Below are 16,485 nucleotides of genomic sequence, written 5' to 3' on the forward strand. Positions count from 1 at the left end.
ATTTCCTCCTTTTATGACTCATAGACAAGTCGAGTTAGATTTGCTTTCTTTTGAACGTAATAACGATTTACTGCCTGAATGAATGCTACTGCAGACGCTTGAAGCACATCCTGAGCAGACCCTCTACCATTGATTGTTTCTCCATTAATAATAATTTGAACATGGGATTCTGCCAGGGCGTCTTTCCCCCCACCAACCGAATTAATTTGATAATCTACTAGTGTTATATTTTCTGCAATCAAGTAATTTATCGTTTTATATAACGCCTCAACACTACCATTTCCTTGTTGCGTTGCCTCGATTAGTGAACCATTTGGAGATTCTAAGATGACATTTGCTTTTGGAGTGGCTGCTGTATCATAAGAAACTCCAAATTGAATTAATTTGTATTTATCAACTACAGTTGAATCTGTCTTAATATCCATTAAAATAGTATATAAATCATCGTCCGTTACTTCTTTCTTTTGGTCTGTTAATAATTTAAATTGTTCAAATGCTGTTTTAAGCTCTTCTTCTGATAACTCAACACCAAACTCTTTTAATTTATCTTTAAACGCATGCCTTCCAGAATGTTTTCCAAGAAATAGTGTGTTAGAGGATACACCAACCATTTCAGGAGTAATAATCTCATATGTCTCGGTATTTTTTAAGACACCATCTTGGTGGATACCCGATTCGTGTGAAAATGCATTTCTTCCAATAACCGCCTTATTTGCTTGCACATACATACCAGTTAGCTTTGCTACCAAATCACTTGTACGCTTCGTCTCTTTCAGAATTAATCCTGTCTCAAATGGATAATAATCAGAACGAATTTTTAACGCGACAGCTACTTCTTCTAAAGCCGCATTTCCTGCTCTCTCACCGATTCCATTGATCGTTCCCTCTACTTGTGTAGCCCCATTTTCCACTGCTGCTATTGAATTAGCTACTGCCATTCCAAGGTCGTTGTGACAATGACAAGATAAAGCAACTTGATTAATATTTGGAACTGTTTCTTTGATAAATCGAAATAATTTCCCATATTCTTCAGGAGTTGTATAACCCACCGTGTCTGGAAGATTTATTACGGTTGCCCCAGCTTCAATAACCTTTTCAATAATTTGCGCTAAGAAATTCCAATCCGAACGAGTTGCATCCTCTGCAGACCATTCAATTTCATCAAAACGTTCTTTTGCATAAGTGACCATGTTAACGGCTGTTTCAATCACTTGTTCTGGTGATTTCTTCAATTTATACGTCATATGAATTGGAGATGTTGCTAAGAAAATATGAATCGCAGGTTTCTCTGCTCCTTTTAACGCTTCATAAGCAATATCAATATCAGATTTCACCGCACGAGCAAGCGCAATGACGGAGGAAGACTTGATCGTTTCAGCAATTTGTTTCACCGATTCAAAATCCCCTTTAGAGGAAGCAGGAAACCCTGCCTCCATCCGGTCCACACCATACTTTTCAAGTTGTTTTGCTATCTCAAGCTTTTCTGCTTTATTCAAGTTAACTCCTGGAGATTGCTCTCCATCTCGTAGTGTTGTGTCGAAAATCTTAATTCGGGACATGGACGTTCACATCCTTTTTCTTAGCATTAATTGGCTGTTTAACAAATGGCATTAACTCACGTAACTCCCTTCCCACAGTTTCAATTGGGTGTCTATTTTCCCTACGATTAATCGCGTTAAATTGTGGTCTGCCAGCCTGATTCTCTAAAATCCACCCTTTAGCAAATGACCCGGTTTGAATATCATCAAGAATAGATTTCATACGCTCTTTTGTTTGATCATCTACCACACGCTGACCTGATACAAAATCTCCCCATTGTGCTGTATCCGAAATGGAGTAACGCATATTTTCCAATCCGCCTTCATAAAGAAGATCAACAATTAATTTCATTTCATGAAGACATTCAAAGTATGCTACTTCTGGTTGATATCCAGCATCTGTCAAAGTTTCAAAACCAGCTTTGATTAGACTAGTAACTCCTCCACATAATACTGCCTGCTCACCGAATAAATCTGTCTCCGTTTCTTCTTGAAAGCTTGTTTCGAGAACCCCTGCTCTTGCAGCGCCAATTCCTTTTGAATAAGCTAGTGCTACATCTTTTGCCTCACCAGTATAATCTTGATGTACACCATATAAAGCTGGTACTCCAGCTCCCTCTTCAAAAGTACGACGAACCAAATGTCCAGGTCCTTTTGGAGCAACTAAGAATACATCCACATTTGCTGGAGGTACAACTTGTGTGAAATGAATATTAAATCCATGTGCAAATACAAGTGCGTTCCCTTGTTCAAGATTATCTTTAATGCTCTCTTCATATACTTTTGGCTGCATTTCATCCGGAAGCAGTACCATCACAACATCCGCCTGACTACTTGCCTCTGCTACAGACAACACATTAAATCCGTCTTCTTCTGCTTTTTCCTGGGACTTCCCTGGACGTAATCCAACGACAACATCATATCCAGAATCCCTTAAGTTCATTGCATGGGCATGCCCTTGTGAACCATAACCGATAACTGCAATCTTCTTATTTTTCAATACTCCGTCTTGAATGTCTTTTTCATATAATACTTTTGCCATTTTAATCTCCCTCTCCGTTTATAATTATTTTATATTGTGAATCAATTTTCGAAATTAACCTTTCGCCACTAGATTGAAATCACTGATCGATTGTTCTGGCTGCTGTCCTCTTAAAAATGCAGTTAAGCCTGTTTTTGTCAGTTCCTTAATTCCATATGGTCTTAATAGAGCAATTAACGCATCCACCTTATCTGGTTTACCAGTTACTTGGATGATTAAGCTATCTTTACTTACATCAATCACCGCTGCTCGAAAAGGTGTAATAATACTTTGGATTTCCGCTCTTGTTTGATTAGTACCGACTACCTTTATAAGTGCCAACTCTCTTGCAACTAAGGCTTTGTCAGTCACATCCATAACCTTTAATACATCGATTTGTTTATTTAATTGCTTTGTTAATTGTTCCAATTTTTGTTTGTCATTAATTTCAACAACAAATGTCATTTTGGATATGCCTTCTGTTTCTGAAGCTCCTACAGAAATACTTTCAATGTTGAATTGCCTTTTGTGAAGCATTCCAGTAATGCGATTCAGGACTCCCCCTCGATCTTGTACAGTAGCGATGATAATTCTCTTCATCTTCTCACTCCAATCATTTCTTGGATTCCTGTACCTGGTGCAATCATTGGATAAACAGAGGTTTTTTGCACTACTCTGCAATCAATTACAACTGGGCCATCGTAGGTAAATACTTCAGATAAGATATTTGGAACATCAGCTTCTTTCTCCACTCTCATTCCTCTCACACCATAACTTTCTGCCAATTTCACAAAATCAGGGTTTTCTGAAAACAGCGAATGTGAATATCTTTCTTCGTAAAAACTTTCCTGCCATTGGCGTACCATACCAAGCGCTTCATTATTTAAGATTATTACTTTTACTGGCAGATTCTGTGATTTCAGTATGGACAATTCCTGTAAAGTCATTTGAAAACCACCATCACCAACTACTGCTAAAACTAAACTGTTTGGTTTAGCCATTTGAGCTCCAATGGCTGCAGGGAAGCCGAACCCCATTGTCCCTAATCCACCAGATGTCACCCAATTATGTGGATCTTTAAATGAGTAATACTGTGCAGCCCACATTTGATGCTGCCCTACATCTGTTGTTACAACTGCTTCTCCCTTAGACAGCTCATATATTTGCTCCATTAACCATTGGGGAGAGATTTCTTGATCGGAACGATCATACCACAATGGGAAATCTAATTGATTATGCTTCAACTGATGGAGCCAATTTTGATGATCACATTTTTCTGTTGTATTTTTTAAAAGAGCTGTTAATGCTCGTTTTGCATCAGCAACAACAGGAATATTCGTTTCGATATTTTTCCCAATTTCAGCAGGGTCGATATCAATGTGAACGATCTTCGCATTTGGTGCAAAGTGTTTAATATTTCCCGTCAGCCTATCATCAAATCGTGCACCAATATTTATTAACAAATCACATTCATAGATTGCCATATTTGCTGCATACGTTCCGTGCATCCCCGCCATTCCTAATGATAAGGATTCCTTACCAGGATAGCTTCCTAATCCAAGTAAGGTGGTAACTACCGGTAGTTGATAATGTTGAGCAAACTGTTTTAATTCATTGGAAGCGTCAGAGATAAGAATTCCCGCTCCAGCTAATAGTACCGGCTTCTCCGCTCGTTTTAATGCTTCATTTACTTTGGTAATTTGTAAAGGATTCGGTGTGATTGTTGGCTGATAACCAGGTAAATGAAAATCCGCTTCATAATCATTCACCGTCACTGTCGAAGAAATATTCTTTGGAATATCTACAACGACTGGCCCTGGTCTACCTGTTGTCGCAATGTGAAATGCTTCATTTACAATACGGGGCAGTTCAGCTATTTCATTCACTTGGTAGTTATATTTGGTAATAGGTGTTGTAATTCCCATTACATCTGCTTCTTGAAAAGCATCTGTTCCAATAACTCCTTTTGCAACTTGACCAGTAAAAATGACAAGAGGTATAGAGTCCATCATCGCATCCGTTATCCCAGTAATTAGATTTGTCGCGCCCGGTCCAGAAGTAGCAATTACAACTCCTGGTTTGCCAGAGACTCTCGCATAACCTTCTGCTGCATGAATGGATCCTTGCTCATGTCGCGAAAGTACATGCTCAAAAGATGTTTGATTCCGATGTAACGCATCGTAAATCGGTAATACTGCACCTCCAGGATAACCAAAAACTACTTCCACATTTGCTCTTTCCAATGCTTGCACAAACAAATCAGCACCCGTTACTAAATTACTTTTAACCTCCATCTGCTGGTTTGCATCTACTTTCACAACAGTAACCTCCTTTAGTTATTATTCGCTAACAAAAAAAGACCCTTCTCACCCCACACACATGTTCTCTATCATGCATGGGATGAAAAGAGTCTTCTTTTCACGGTACCACCCAGTTTCACAGAATCCTCACGAATCCTGTCTCATCAGCTGTAAATCAGCTGTTTGATAACAGGTACACTATTTTGTGCACCCGACCACATCTACTTAGATAAATAATCCATGTTTATACTAGCTATTTAAAAGTCAGCTAAACATGAAAAATCTGTTCCATGTGGCACTCAGGGACGATGTCAGATCAAAGCACATTGCTGGGCTTCCAGCAACCCCAGCTCTCTGTATATGTAACTATTTTGATCCTTTATTCCCGTCAACGAATTAACGATATTAAATTAACATTATGCAGATGTCAGAATAATTGTTTTTGTTAGTCAATTGTTATATTGCGGTTAATCATATCTCGTTTTTTATATGTCGTCAATAGGTTTTCGAAAGTTTTTTAATTATTCCGGATTGTCAGATTTTATGAATGCGTTTACATTGTCAACATGATTAGGTATAGCGGATTTTATTACATTTGTGTAATAAAGTGAAAAAGTATTGATCTTTTTAGATGAATTTATGTAAGAAAACCTTACATTTAAACATGTCTCGGTATTAGGAATGAAAAACATTTGCATTCTCGATAAGAAGCATTGATTTTGGTTAATTACCTGAAATCCCAATGTTTGCTGTTTTGATTTTCATTCCAGACGGACGCTTTCCGCAGGTACGGCTTCAGCTAACTTGAAAAGAAGAACACTTTTCAAGTGGATCTTCAGCTCGTACTATTCCTGCTGGAGTCGCCGTCTTCCATTACAATCAAAGCAATTATTTTTTATAAACGATCATTAATTATCAAATTTAAATAATAAATTGATTATTGTATAACACTTAACAATCAGTTTATTCTTGAACACAAGAAAAAAGCTATCAATTAAGTCTGACTTGACCTAACTGACAGCTTTTGGTTTATTCTCGGTTCAAATAATCTGTTACTGCACCTTTGGATGAGCAAGTAACATTATGTGCATATTTTCCAAGAACCCCTTTCTTATGTAGTTCAGGGGCTTCCCATTTTCCTTGACGTAGTTTTATTTCATCTTCCGAAACGTCCATGGAAATTTCTCTTTTATTAGAATCTATGGTCACCATATCTCCTTCTTGCAGAAATGCAATTGGTCCGCCATCTTGTGCCTCTGGACTTATATGACCTACCACAAGACCATGTGTACCACCAGAGAATCTACCATCCGTCAATAAAGCTACCGATTCTCCCATTCCTTTACCTACAAGAATACTAGAAACAGACAACATCTCCGGCATTCCGGGACCACCTTTTGGTCCAACATAACGAATAACTAATACATCTCCCTCTTTAATTTTGTTATCCAGAATTGCTTGAGTTGCCTCTTTTTCTGTGTTGAATACACGTGCAGGACCTGTGTGTCGTTTCACTTTCACCCCTGATACTTTTGCCACAGCACCAGTTGGTGATAAATTCCCCTTTAAGACAATCAGAGGACCATCTTCCCTTTTTGGATTATCAAACGGCATAATGACTTGTTGATTTTCTTTCAAAGCAGGAGCTTCAGCTAGATTTTCTGCTATAGTCTTTCCTGTTACAGTAAGACAGTCGCCATGTAAGTATCCATTTTCATGCAATAATTTCATTACTGCTTGTACCCCACCAACTCGATGAAGGTCTTGCATTACAAAACGTCCACTTGGTTTTAAATCGGCTAAATGCGGTACTTTTTTCTGGATTCGATTAAAATCATCAATCGTTAAGTCTACTTCTGCGGCATGAGAAACTGCTAGTAAATGCAAGATCGCATTTGTAGATCCTCCCAATGCCATAACTACTGTAATTGCATTTTCAAAAGCTTTTTTCGTTAGAATATCTTTTGGATAAATACCTTTCTCTAATAAATCTTTAATCGCTTCACCAGCTGCCTCCACATCACCCTGCTTTTCTTCTGATTCAGCTGGGTTAGAAGAGCTTCCCGGTAAACTGATTCCTAAAGCTTCCGCTGCAGAGGCCATTGTATTGGCGGTATACATTCCACCACATGCTCCTGCACCTGGACAAGCATTACATTCTACTTTTCTTAATTGATTATCGTCAATAGCTCCTGCATTATGTTGTCCTACTCCTTCGAAAACTGAAACAATATCTATATCTTTCCCATCCACATTTCCTGGGGCAATTGTTCCGCCATATACAAATACCGAGGGAACTCCTGCATTAGCAATCGCAATCAAGCACCCTGGAATATTCTTGTCACAGGCTCCAATTGCTACTAATCCATCTAAATTTTCTGCTCCAACAACGGTTTCGATTGAATCAGCAATAAGATCTCGACTCGGCAATGAGTAGTTCATACCTTGTGTTCCCATGGAAATTCCATCAGATACGGTTATCGTATTAAAGACCAAAGGAACAGCATCCGAGTGCCGGACCCCTTTTTTGGCAAGAAGAGCTAAATCATTTAAATGTATATTACATGGTGTTACTTCTGCCCATGTACTTGCTACACCAATCATAGGCTTCTTAAAATCTTCATCTGTCAGACCGACCGCACGAAGCATTGCCCTATTTGGAGCTCGCATAGTACCGTCAAATGCTTTACTTTTTATCCGCAAATCTTTTCCCATAAATATTCCACCCTTCTTTTCGGACTATTATATGACTAATATTTTTATAGTTCAATGAATTTCGTCTTTTTAGTTTATTTTCTGATACTCAAGCACCTTAAAACTATCATTATGTTTTTGAATTCCAGAAATATATTGACATTGGTATTCAGATTGCTATATTGATAACAACACATTAAATACTTTGCTGATTTACAGCATTAAAAAGGAGTAATAATTATGCTTACTGACCAACACCTCCTACGTATACCAGGACCAAGTCCAATACCACCCAGTGTACAACAAGCAATGAATGGTACGATGATTGGACATCGAGGTAAGGAAACAAAGGAACTATTACAACGTATATTACCAAGATTAAAGCCAATTTTTGGTACAAAACAGGATGTAATTCCAATAGCAGGCAGTGGTACTGCAGGACTGGAAATGGCAGTAACTAATGCTGTAAGACCAGGAGATCATGTATTAGTAATAGTTACTGGAGCATTTGGTGATCGCTTCACAAAAATTTGTAATGCTTATGACTTACATGTAAATCGAATAGATGTACCATGGGGAGAGGCAATTGATCCATCTTACATAGAATCATATTTACAAGAGCACCCAGAAATTAGTGTAGTTTTTGCAACATTTTGCGAAACTTCAACTGGCGTGTTAAATCCTATTCCATCATTAGGTAAAGTAATTCATCAAAATTCCAATGCTTTATTGGTTGTTGACGGTGTCTCATGCGTAGCCGGAGTAGAAACAAAAATGGATGATTGGGGTATTGATATCCTCATTACCGGCTCTCAGAAGGCATTCATGCTCCCTGCTGGTCTAATGTTTATTAGTGCGAGTGATCGTGCATGGGAAGTGATTGAGAACAATCCACATCACCGTTTTTATCTTGATATGCGTACGTACAAAAAAAGCTTAGCAGATATCTCTACTCCGTTCACACCTGCTTTGTCTCTATTATTTGGATTGGATCAAGTATTGAACTTAATTGATCAAGAAGGATTAAATAATGTCTTTAAACGTCATCTCCTTTTACGCGATATGACAAGAGCCGCTTTTAAGGCATTAGATATTCCGCTGTTAACTACGGACGAAGCAGCTTCACCGACTGTTACTGCTGTACAACCAACTGATTTTGACTCTGAAGAACTCAGACAGATATTGAAATCACAATTTAATCTATCGCTTGCAGGAGGACAGCAACATCTAAAAGGAAACATATTCAGGGTAGGGCATATGGGTTATTGTTCCCCAGCCGATGCTTTGCAAACAATCAGTTTAATTGAGATTGGTTTACAACTAATCGGGAAGAACATTGAATTAGGAAAAGGGACAGCTGCAGCTCAGCAAATTTATATACAGCAGGAGGTAAAATAAACGATGACTTTTCACGTACTTATTAGTGATCCATTAAGCGAAGAGGGACTCAAACCGCTTCAAGAAGCTGAAAATATTGAGGTTGTGATTAACCCAGGATGGAATGAACAAGAATTATCAGATCAAATAGATTCATTTGATGCCATTTTAGTTCGAAGTCAGACCCAAGTAACACGTGCCTTAATTGAAAAAGCAAGCAATTTAAAAATCATTGGTCGAGCTGGAGTTGGTGTTGATAATATAGATCTTGAAGCTGCTACAGAAAATGGAGTTATTGTTGTCAATGCGCCAAATGGGAATACAAACTCTGCAGCAGAGCATACGATGGCAATGATTATGGCATTATCAAGAAATATCCCACAAGCTTATCACGCGTTAAAACAAAAACAATGGGATCGAAAACGTTTTGTAGGCGTTGAGTTAAAACAAAAGACACTGGGCATTGTCGGATTAGGAAGGATCGGTGCTGAAGTAGCTGCTCGAGCAAAAGGTCAACGTATGAATGTCATTGCCTACGATCCTTTCTTCACAGAAGAAAAAGCAGAACAAATGGGTGTTCAATATGGGACACTAGAAGACGTATTACGTGCAGGTGATTTTATCACTGTCCATACCCCACTGCTTAAGGAAACAAAGCATTTAATTAACAAAGATGCTTTTGACCTGATGAAAGATGGTGTACAAATTGTTAATTGCGCTCGGGGCGGAATTATTGATGAAGATGCATTATACGATGCAATACAGTCTGGAAAAGTAGCAGGTGCCGCACTTGATGTGTTCGAACAAGAACCTTTTACAGAGCATAAGTTGTTAACACTTCCCGAAGTTGTAGCCACACCGCACTTAGGTGCGAGTACTGTAGAAGCTCAAGAAGTAGTCGCTATTGATGTGAGTCATGATGTCCTCAGGTTCTCTCAAGGAGAAGCAGTTCGTAATCCTGTTAATATGCCATCAGTTCCAAGCGAGATCATGTATAAAATTGAGCCGTACTTCCACCTTGCTGAAAAGCTCGGTACATTTATTACAGATTTAACAAAAGAAGTGGTAAGCGAAGTAAAAATTACGTATGCTGGTGATTTAGCAGATATTGAAATTGCACCATTAACTCGGAATGCGGTTAAAGGTCTCTTAAAACGTTACTTAGGAAGTAGAATCAATGATGTAAACGCATTGTTTCTAGCTGACCGCAAAGGAATTGAGGTCAGTGAAAGTAAAACGTCGTCTAAAAAAGGGTTCACAAACTTAATCACAATTGAGGTTTCAGGAAAATTTGGAACTAGAAAAGTAGCAGGAACATTATTAAATGGTTTAGGTCCACGTTTAGTTCGTGTCGATGAGTACCGCGTAGATATAACACCAGAAGGTCATATGGTTGTAATCCAACATCGTGATCAGCCAGGGGTTATTGGTCGAATGGGAAGTACTATCGCAAAACATGATATTAATATTGCTACGATGCAAGTGGATCGCTCAGATATTGGTGGAGACGCTATTATGATTCTAACCATAGATCGACACCTAGCAGATGAAGCATTAAACGAAATCGAAAGCCTAGATGAAATTAAATCAGTTACTGCGATTGATTTATAAATAAAGTTCCATCGAGATCAGTTATAACAACCATTAATAGATGTTTTGATTTTCATTACAGACGGCGCTTTCCGCAGGCACCGGTTTTTAGCTAACTTGAAAAGAAGAACTCTTTTTAAGTTAGCTGAAGCCGTGCTGTTCCTGCAGGAGTCGCCGTCTTCCATTACTATCAAAGCCAAGTTATTAAAAACATTCCAATTCCACATAAAATATCTTAGTATGAAAATGAATCTACTAGCGTTACTAATTCATCTAATGATTTTATTTCATATGCTGGTTGAATATCCGTTTCATTTGTTTGATTAAATCGGTTCAGCCACACAGAATGTATTCCATGACGATTTGCTCCGATAATGTCCGTATGCAAATTATCCCCAACCATTAACACATCTTCAGATGATACATTCAATTTTGATAAAGCAACATCAAATATCACAGTATCTGGCTTACCTACACCCACATCACCAGAAATAATAATATGTTCAAAATAAGGTACTAACTCTGGTGATAATTCCAATTTTAGATTTTGTAAGCTAGGCGAACCATTTGTCAAAAGTAACAGTGGTACCTTCGTATATAATTTTTCCAATACTTTAATCGTATCTGAAAATACACATGCCGTTCGTTTTCTGTTTTCTCGAAATGCATTTGCAAGCTGTTTAGCAAAGTTCTCATTTTCTATCCCTAAATCTCGTAATCCTTGATTCCAAGCTTCTTTTTGATAAAGAGGAGCGATCTCTTTTAACTTTTTAAATTCACTTCCGGTATCATTAAACGACGCCCATAAACCTTCAAATGGATTGATCCCAATTTTTTTAGTGAATTCATAGGTTTCATACGATGCATACAAGTTTCGCGCATGCTTCCTTACACTGTTTTCTAGGCTTTTCGCATCAACGCCTATATCTTGTTTTGCTTTTTGACAGGTGAGATCAAATGCATCCTGTACACTCTTTTTATCCCAGAGCAAAGTATCATCTAAATCTAACATAATTGCTTTAACCAAAATATTTCCTCCCTTATCCAACAATTCTCTTTTACAAACGGATATATTACTAATTTAACATAATTAATTTAAAATTTAGGCTTGATAAAATCTTTTTTATGTCTTATGATAAATAGAAATTTACCAACAGCAAGGGAGACGTTTGATATGGAAGAACAAACAATTCGCGTACAACGAAGTGAAACAAAGAAAGAAAAACCTCAGTCTGATCAGTTGATTTTCGGAAGATCTTTTACGGATCATATGTTTGTCATGGATTACTCTGATCCTTTGGGATGGCATAATGCGAGTATTGTACCATATCAACCATTGTCGATTGATCCATCTTCAATGATTTTCCATTATGGTCAATCTGTTTTTGAAGGATTAAAGGCATTTCGTACTGAGAGCGGAGATATTCAATTATTCCGTGCGGAAAAAAACCTTGAGCGTTTAAATCGTTCAAATGACCGTCTATGTATTCCGCAAATCGATGAGGAGTTCACACTAAAAGCAATTAAACAGTTAATTTCCATCGAAAAAGATTGGGTACCAAGTGCAGAAGGAACATCCCTTTATATTCGTCCTTTTATTATTTCAACAGAGGCTTATATTGGGGTCGCACCATCGATGAATTATAAGTTGATCGTCATTTTATCTCCAGTAGGTGCTTACTACAAAGAAGGAATAAACCCAGTCAAAATTGCTGTTGAAGATCACTATGTACGAACGGTGAAAGGTGGTACTGGTGAAGCAAAAACTGGTGGAAACTATGCATCAAGTCTAAAAGCACAAGAAATTGTAGCGAAACAAGGATTTGCACAAGTGCTTTGGTTAGATGGTGTCGAGAAAAAGTATATTGAAGAAGTCGGCAGTATGAATGTCTTCTTCAAAATTAATGGAGAAGTTGTTACTCCTCAATTAAACGGAAGTATTCTTTCAGGAGTAACTCGTAGCTCTGTCATTGAATTATTAAAACATTGGGGTGTACCTGTATCTGAAAAGCGCATTTCCATTCAGGATTTATACCAAGCTTATTTAGATGGTGAGCTAGAAGAAGCTTTTGGATCCGGTACAGCTGCTGTAATTTCTCCAATTGGTCAACTTACTTGGGAAGGCAAAGATATGATCGTCAACAATGGGGAAACTGGTGAACTCTCTAAACGCATATACGATACAATTACTGGCATTCAATATGGTCATTTAGATGATCCATTCCAATGGATTCAAGGGATTGAAGCAAAGAGTCCCGTAAAACATTGAAAAGACCCTGCCAACTAAATATATGAAAAATCCCCCTTATAATCTATCAAAAGGGGGATTTTTATTAGTTAATACTATATTGGTGACACTTATCATATAGACTTGTTTTACCTATCCCTAAAAGTTTAGCTGCTTCTAGCTTATTGCCTTTCGTGTGCGATAAAGCATTTTGTATTGCTTGCTTTTCTGCATCCGCTATTACTTCTTTCATCTTTTTTAAATAGACTATTTCATTACCTCTATTTTTTTCTGTTTGTTCGATATTCATTCTTTCTTCTAAAATTATATCACGAATATAGAGTGGCAAATGCTGTAGTAGAATAGTATTCTCTTTCAACATATTAATCGCTCGTTCTAGTACATTCTCTAGTTCACGAACATTGCCTGGCCAATGATGCATTTCTAATTGTTTGATGACTTCCTTCGAAATCATTACATCCGAACGGTAAAATTTATGCTCTAATTTTCTTAGTAATTGATATGCAGTCTGTTTGATATCTTCCTTCCTTTTTCTTAAAGGCGGTATATCAATATGAATCACATTCAACCGATAATAGAGATCTTCTCTAAATTCTCCATTCTCTACCATTTTTAATAGGTTACGGTTAGTAGCAACAATTATCCGTACATTAATTGAGATATATTTTTGAGCTCCAATTGGCTGTATTTCTCTTTCTTGTAAAACTCTCAGCAGTTTGCTTTGCATCGATAATGGTAATTCACCAATCTCATCTAAAAATATAGTTCCGTTATGCGCAATTTCGAAGAGACCTTTCTTTCCACCTTTTTTTGCATCTGTAAATGCCCCTTCTGAATAACCAAATAGTTCCGATTCAAATAATTCTTCTGGGATAGCTGAACAGTTAATCGGTAAAAATGGATGCTGTTCACGTAAACTGCTGTTATGAATAGCGTTTGCAAATAGTTCCTTTCCTGTTCCAGACTCACCGGTAATAAGAACAGAGGAATCATTACCAGCAACCGTTTCTGCGAATTCTTTTAAGTGAACGAATTCTTGACTATTTCCTATTAGATCCTTAAACGTATATTTACTTCTTAATTCATTGTTCACTTTATCTCTATAATAGCTTAAGTCAGTGACGAGTTGCTGAATCTTATTTTTAAAATCACGAAGATTTTCTGGCGTTGGAAACATCACTGTTCCAACTGCACCAACTATCTCATCATCAACTACTATCGGAAATCGATTTGCTATCATTACACTTCCATTAATAGGATGAAAATCTTCTAGCTCTATTTTACCTGTCTTCACAATTACGTGCATTCTCGTGTTTTCTATAACATCCTTTACATGATAACCTATACATTGGTTCACAGGGCGTTCAATAAAATCACAATACGCTTGGTCCATATATACCACTATTCCCTTTGCATCTACTACGACAATACGTTCATTTAATAATGTAATAATTTGTTCTATCCACTCTTTAGGGAGTTGCTTCATAACAATTATACCCTCCAGAATTAAATATTTATTACAAGTATATAATTAAATTTAGTAATTTAAAAAGCTATTCTTAATATATCCCCATTGCAGCTAAAGCAATCGCTACTGCTGTTGCTATAATCGGAATAATTACAGCTACTACTGCAATATCTTTATAACTGTCTTTATGTGTCATACCTGTAATTGTAAGAACAGTTAATACGGCACCATTATGTGGTAAAGCATCTAAACCTCCCGAAGCTAAAGATGCAATACGATGAAAAGCTTCCGGACTAATTCCCATATTTAAAGCAATTTCATAATATTTAGGACCTAATGCCTCTAAAGCTATTCCCATACCGCCAGAAGCTGAACCGGTAGCACCGGCTAACATATTTACAGCTACTGCTTCAGATATTAAAGGATTCCCAGGAATACCTAGTAACATATTCGTTAACTTATCAAATCCAGGAACTGCTTGGACGACGGTACCAAACCCAACTGCAGCACTTGTATTAATAATTGCAGTTACTGAACTTACGGCTCCTTCATTAATCGATTTAGAAAATCCTTTAAATTTATGGATATTCAATAATAGAATAAGTAGATTTCCAGCAAGTAAAGAGATAACTATATCCCATTTTAATAAATTTAGTGTGGCGATTACGGTAATTAATGGCAATAAAGATAACCAAATAATTGGCATATCACCATCAACTTCAAATACAGTCTTATCCTTTGGTTCAACAAAAACTTCTCCCCTGGCAGTTAATTGTTTTTGTCTCCAAATAAGATAATAGTACCCTCCTCCTGCCATAACAATTGCAGCAGCAATTCCCATGATTGGGGCGGCCATTGCATCTGTCTCAAAATAAGGTATAGGAATTAAGTTTTGTATCTGTGGTGTTCCTGGTAGGGCTGTCATAGTAAAAGTGAATGCGCCTAATGCAATCGTAGCTGGTAATAGTTTTCTGCTTATATTCGCTTCTCTAAACAAGGAAATTGCTAAAGGATAGATTGCAAAAACTACTACAAATAAACTAATGCCTCCATACGTTAAAACAGCTGCTGCTAATAAAACTCCTAATATTGCTCGTTTTGTACCAATTAAATTTGCTAATTTAATTGCAATCGACTTCGCCATCCCTGTATCTGCCATTAATTTACCAAATATTGCACTTAGCATGAACACAGGAAACCACTGTTTAGCAAACCCTACAAAACCGCTCATGTACGTGTCTGTATACGCTTCCAATAAATCCAATCCACCCGTTAGCGCAACGATACCTGCAGCAATTGGAGCTACCCAGATAATGGACCACCCCATAAAAGCTAATACCATTAAAACAATTAAACCCAATATAATTCCAAGCAATTCCTTTTCCCCCTTGTAATGAGCCTAATCACAAACCGTTTTATGTGATTAGGCTTTCTTAATTTTACTGAACTGTATATCCGCCATCTAAAGCCAATGCCTGTCCTGTAATTCCTTTAGCCTTATCACTTGCTAAATATAAAGCATAGTCAGCAATTTCTTTTACGTCTAATAATCTTTTTTGTGGTACTAATGGGAACAGTACTTCTTCTTTCACACGTTCAACCGGAACGTTACGAGTTTTTGCTAAATCTTCGAATTGACCACGAACTAATGGTGTATCTACATATCCAGGACAAATTGCATTCACAGTTATTCCAGTATCAGCCACTTCTAAAGCAGCCACTTTTGTTAATCCAATTAGTCCGTGCTTGGCTGAATTATACGCTGCCTTACCAGCAAAACCTACAAGACCATTAATAGAAGCCATATTCAGTATTCGACCATGCCCTTGCTCTTTCATTATGGGTAGTACATGTTTTATCGCTACGAATGGTGCTGTTAACATAATTTTAATCATAAACTCATACTTTTCAGTTGGAAAATCTTCGATAGGTGAAACATGCTGTAATCCAGCATTATTAATAAGTACATCGAGTGAACCATATATACGAACTGTTTGTTGTATCGATTGTTTTAATTCCTCTTCATTCGTCACATCAACCTTTAATCCAGTACATTCATACCCAAGATCAGAAAGATCTTTTGTAATCTCATTTAATTTCTGTTCATTTATGTCAGTAAATACAACTTTTGCACCTTGTTTTAAGAATTCCACGCCCATTTGGTAACCAATGCCACTTGCCGCACCAGTTATATAAACAACTCTATCTTTTACCATTATGATTCCTCCGTTAATTTAAAAATTTATAAA

At 37.3% G+C, this 16,485-nt stretch carries 12 protein-coding genes; 3 read left to right on the top strand and 9 right to left on the bottom strand.

The features are described from left to right. Positions 1 to 11 precede the first annotated feature (11 nt). The 5 genes from OB_RS13415 to ilvD form a co-directional block, all read right to left on the bottom strand. Positions 12 to 1,559 carry a 2-isopropylmalate synthase gene (locus OB_RS13415; protein WP_011067013.1) on the bottom strand — a complete coding sequence of 516 codons (1,548 nt, stop codon included), beginning with the start codon at positions 1,557 to 1,559 and terminating at the stop codon, positions 12 to 14. Further along, on the bottom strand, positions 1,546 to 2,580 hold the full coding sequence (gene ilvC, locus OB_RS13420; RefSeq protein WP_011067014.1) for a ketol-acid reductoisomerase: 1,035 nt from the start codon (positions 2,578 to 2,580) through the stop codon (positions 1,546 to 1,548). The genes OB_RS13415 and ilvC overlap by 14 nt, the downstream gene beginning before the upstream one ends. A gap of 54 nt (positions 2,581 to 2,634) precedes the next feature. Beyond that, positions 2,635 to 3,159, bottom strand: coding sequence for an acetolactate synthase small subunit (gene ilvN / locus OB_RS13425; RefSeq protein WP_011067015.1), 525 nt, complete (start codon positions 3,157 to 3,159; stop codon positions 2,635 to 2,637). Then, positions 3,156 to 4,877: a biosynthetic-type acetolactate synthase large subunit gene (gene ilvB, locus OB_RS13430; protein WP_011067016.1), complete on the bottom strand. Its 1,722-nt coding sequence runs from the start codon at positions 4,875 to 4,877 to the stop codon at positions 3,156 to 3,158. The genes ilvN and ilvB overlap by 4 nt, the downstream gene beginning before the upstream one ends. A 1,011-nt stretch (positions 4,878 to 5,888) precedes the next feature. Continuing rightward, positions 5,889 to 7,574: a dihydroxy-acid dehydratase gene (gene ilvD, locus OB_RS13435; RefSeq protein WP_011067017.1), complete on the bottom strand. Its 1,686-nt coding sequence runs from the start codon at positions 7,572 to 7,574 to the stop codon at positions 5,889 to 5,891. A gap of 219 nt (positions 7,575 to 7,793) precedes the next feature. Between ilvD and OB_RS13440 the strand changes: the two genes are divergently transcribed. Beyond that, the gene (locus OB_RS13440) at positions 7,794 to 8,951 is read left to right on the top strand and encodes a pyridoxal-phosphate-dependent aminotransferase family protein (RefSeq protein WP_011067018.1); all 1,158 of its coding nucleotides are present in this window, start codon (positions 7,794 to 7,796) and stop codon (positions 8,949 to 8,951) included. A 3-nt stretch (positions 8,952 to 8,954) separates the two neighbouring features. Then, complete coding sequence (gene serA, locus OB_RS13445) at positions 8,955 to 10,541, top strand: phosphoglycerate dehydrogenase (protein WP_011067019.1); 1,587 nt, start codon at positions 8,955 to 8,957, stop codon at positions 10,539 to 10,541. Positions 10,542 to 10,755: 214 nt separating this feature from the next. Here serA and OB_RS13450 read toward each other — a convergent pair whose 3' ends face one another. Continuing rightward, positions 10,756 to 11,547 (bottom strand): HAD family hydrolase, encoded by a 792-nt coding sequence (locus OB_RS13450; protein WP_011067020.1) that lies wholly within the window; start codon positions 11,545 to 11,547, stop codon positions 10,756 to 10,758. A gap of 147 nt (positions 11,548 to 11,694) precedes the next feature. Between OB_RS13450 and OB_RS13455 the strand changes: the two genes are divergently transcribed. Then, the gene (locus OB_RS13455; RefSeq protein ID WP_011067021.1) at positions 11,695 to 12,789 is read left to right on the top strand and encodes a branched-chain amino acid aminotransferase; all 1,095 of its coding nucleotides are present in this window, start codon (positions 11,695 to 11,697) and stop codon (positions 12,787 to 12,789) included. A gap of 64 nt (positions 12,790 to 12,853) precedes the next feature. Here OB_RS13455 and OB_RS13460 read toward each other — a convergent pair whose 3' ends face one another. The 3 genes from OB_RS13460 to OB_RS13470 form a co-directional block, all read right to left on the bottom strand. Next, positions 12,854 to 14,254 (bottom strand): sigma-54 interaction domain-containing protein, encoded by a 1,401-nt coding sequence (locus OB_RS13460; RefSeq protein ID WP_011067022.1) that lies wholly within the window; start codon positions 14,252 to 14,254, stop codon positions 12,854 to 12,856. 73 nt (positions 14,255 to 14,327) lie between these two features. After that, on the bottom strand, positions 14,328 to 15,611 hold the full coding sequence (locus tag OB_RS13465; protein ID WP_011067023.1) for a GntP family permease: 1,284 nt from the start codon (positions 15,609 to 15,611) through the stop codon (positions 14,328 to 14,330). 64 nt (positions 15,612 to 15,675) lie between these two features. Continuing rightward, positions 15,676 to 16,452 (bottom strand): 3-hydroxybutyrate dehydrogenase, encoded by a 777-nt coding sequence (locus OB_RS13470; protein WP_011067024.1) that lies wholly within the window; start codon positions 16,450 to 16,452, stop codon positions 15,676 to 15,678. Between the last annotated feature and the right edge of the window lie 33 nt (positions 16,453 to 16,485).

This window comes from Oceanobacillus iheyensis HTE831 (assembly GCF_000011245.1).
In the GTDB taxonomy this organism is placed as follows: Bacteria; Bacillota; Bacilli; order Bacillales; family Amphibacillaceae; genus Oceanobacillus; species Oceanobacillus iheyensis.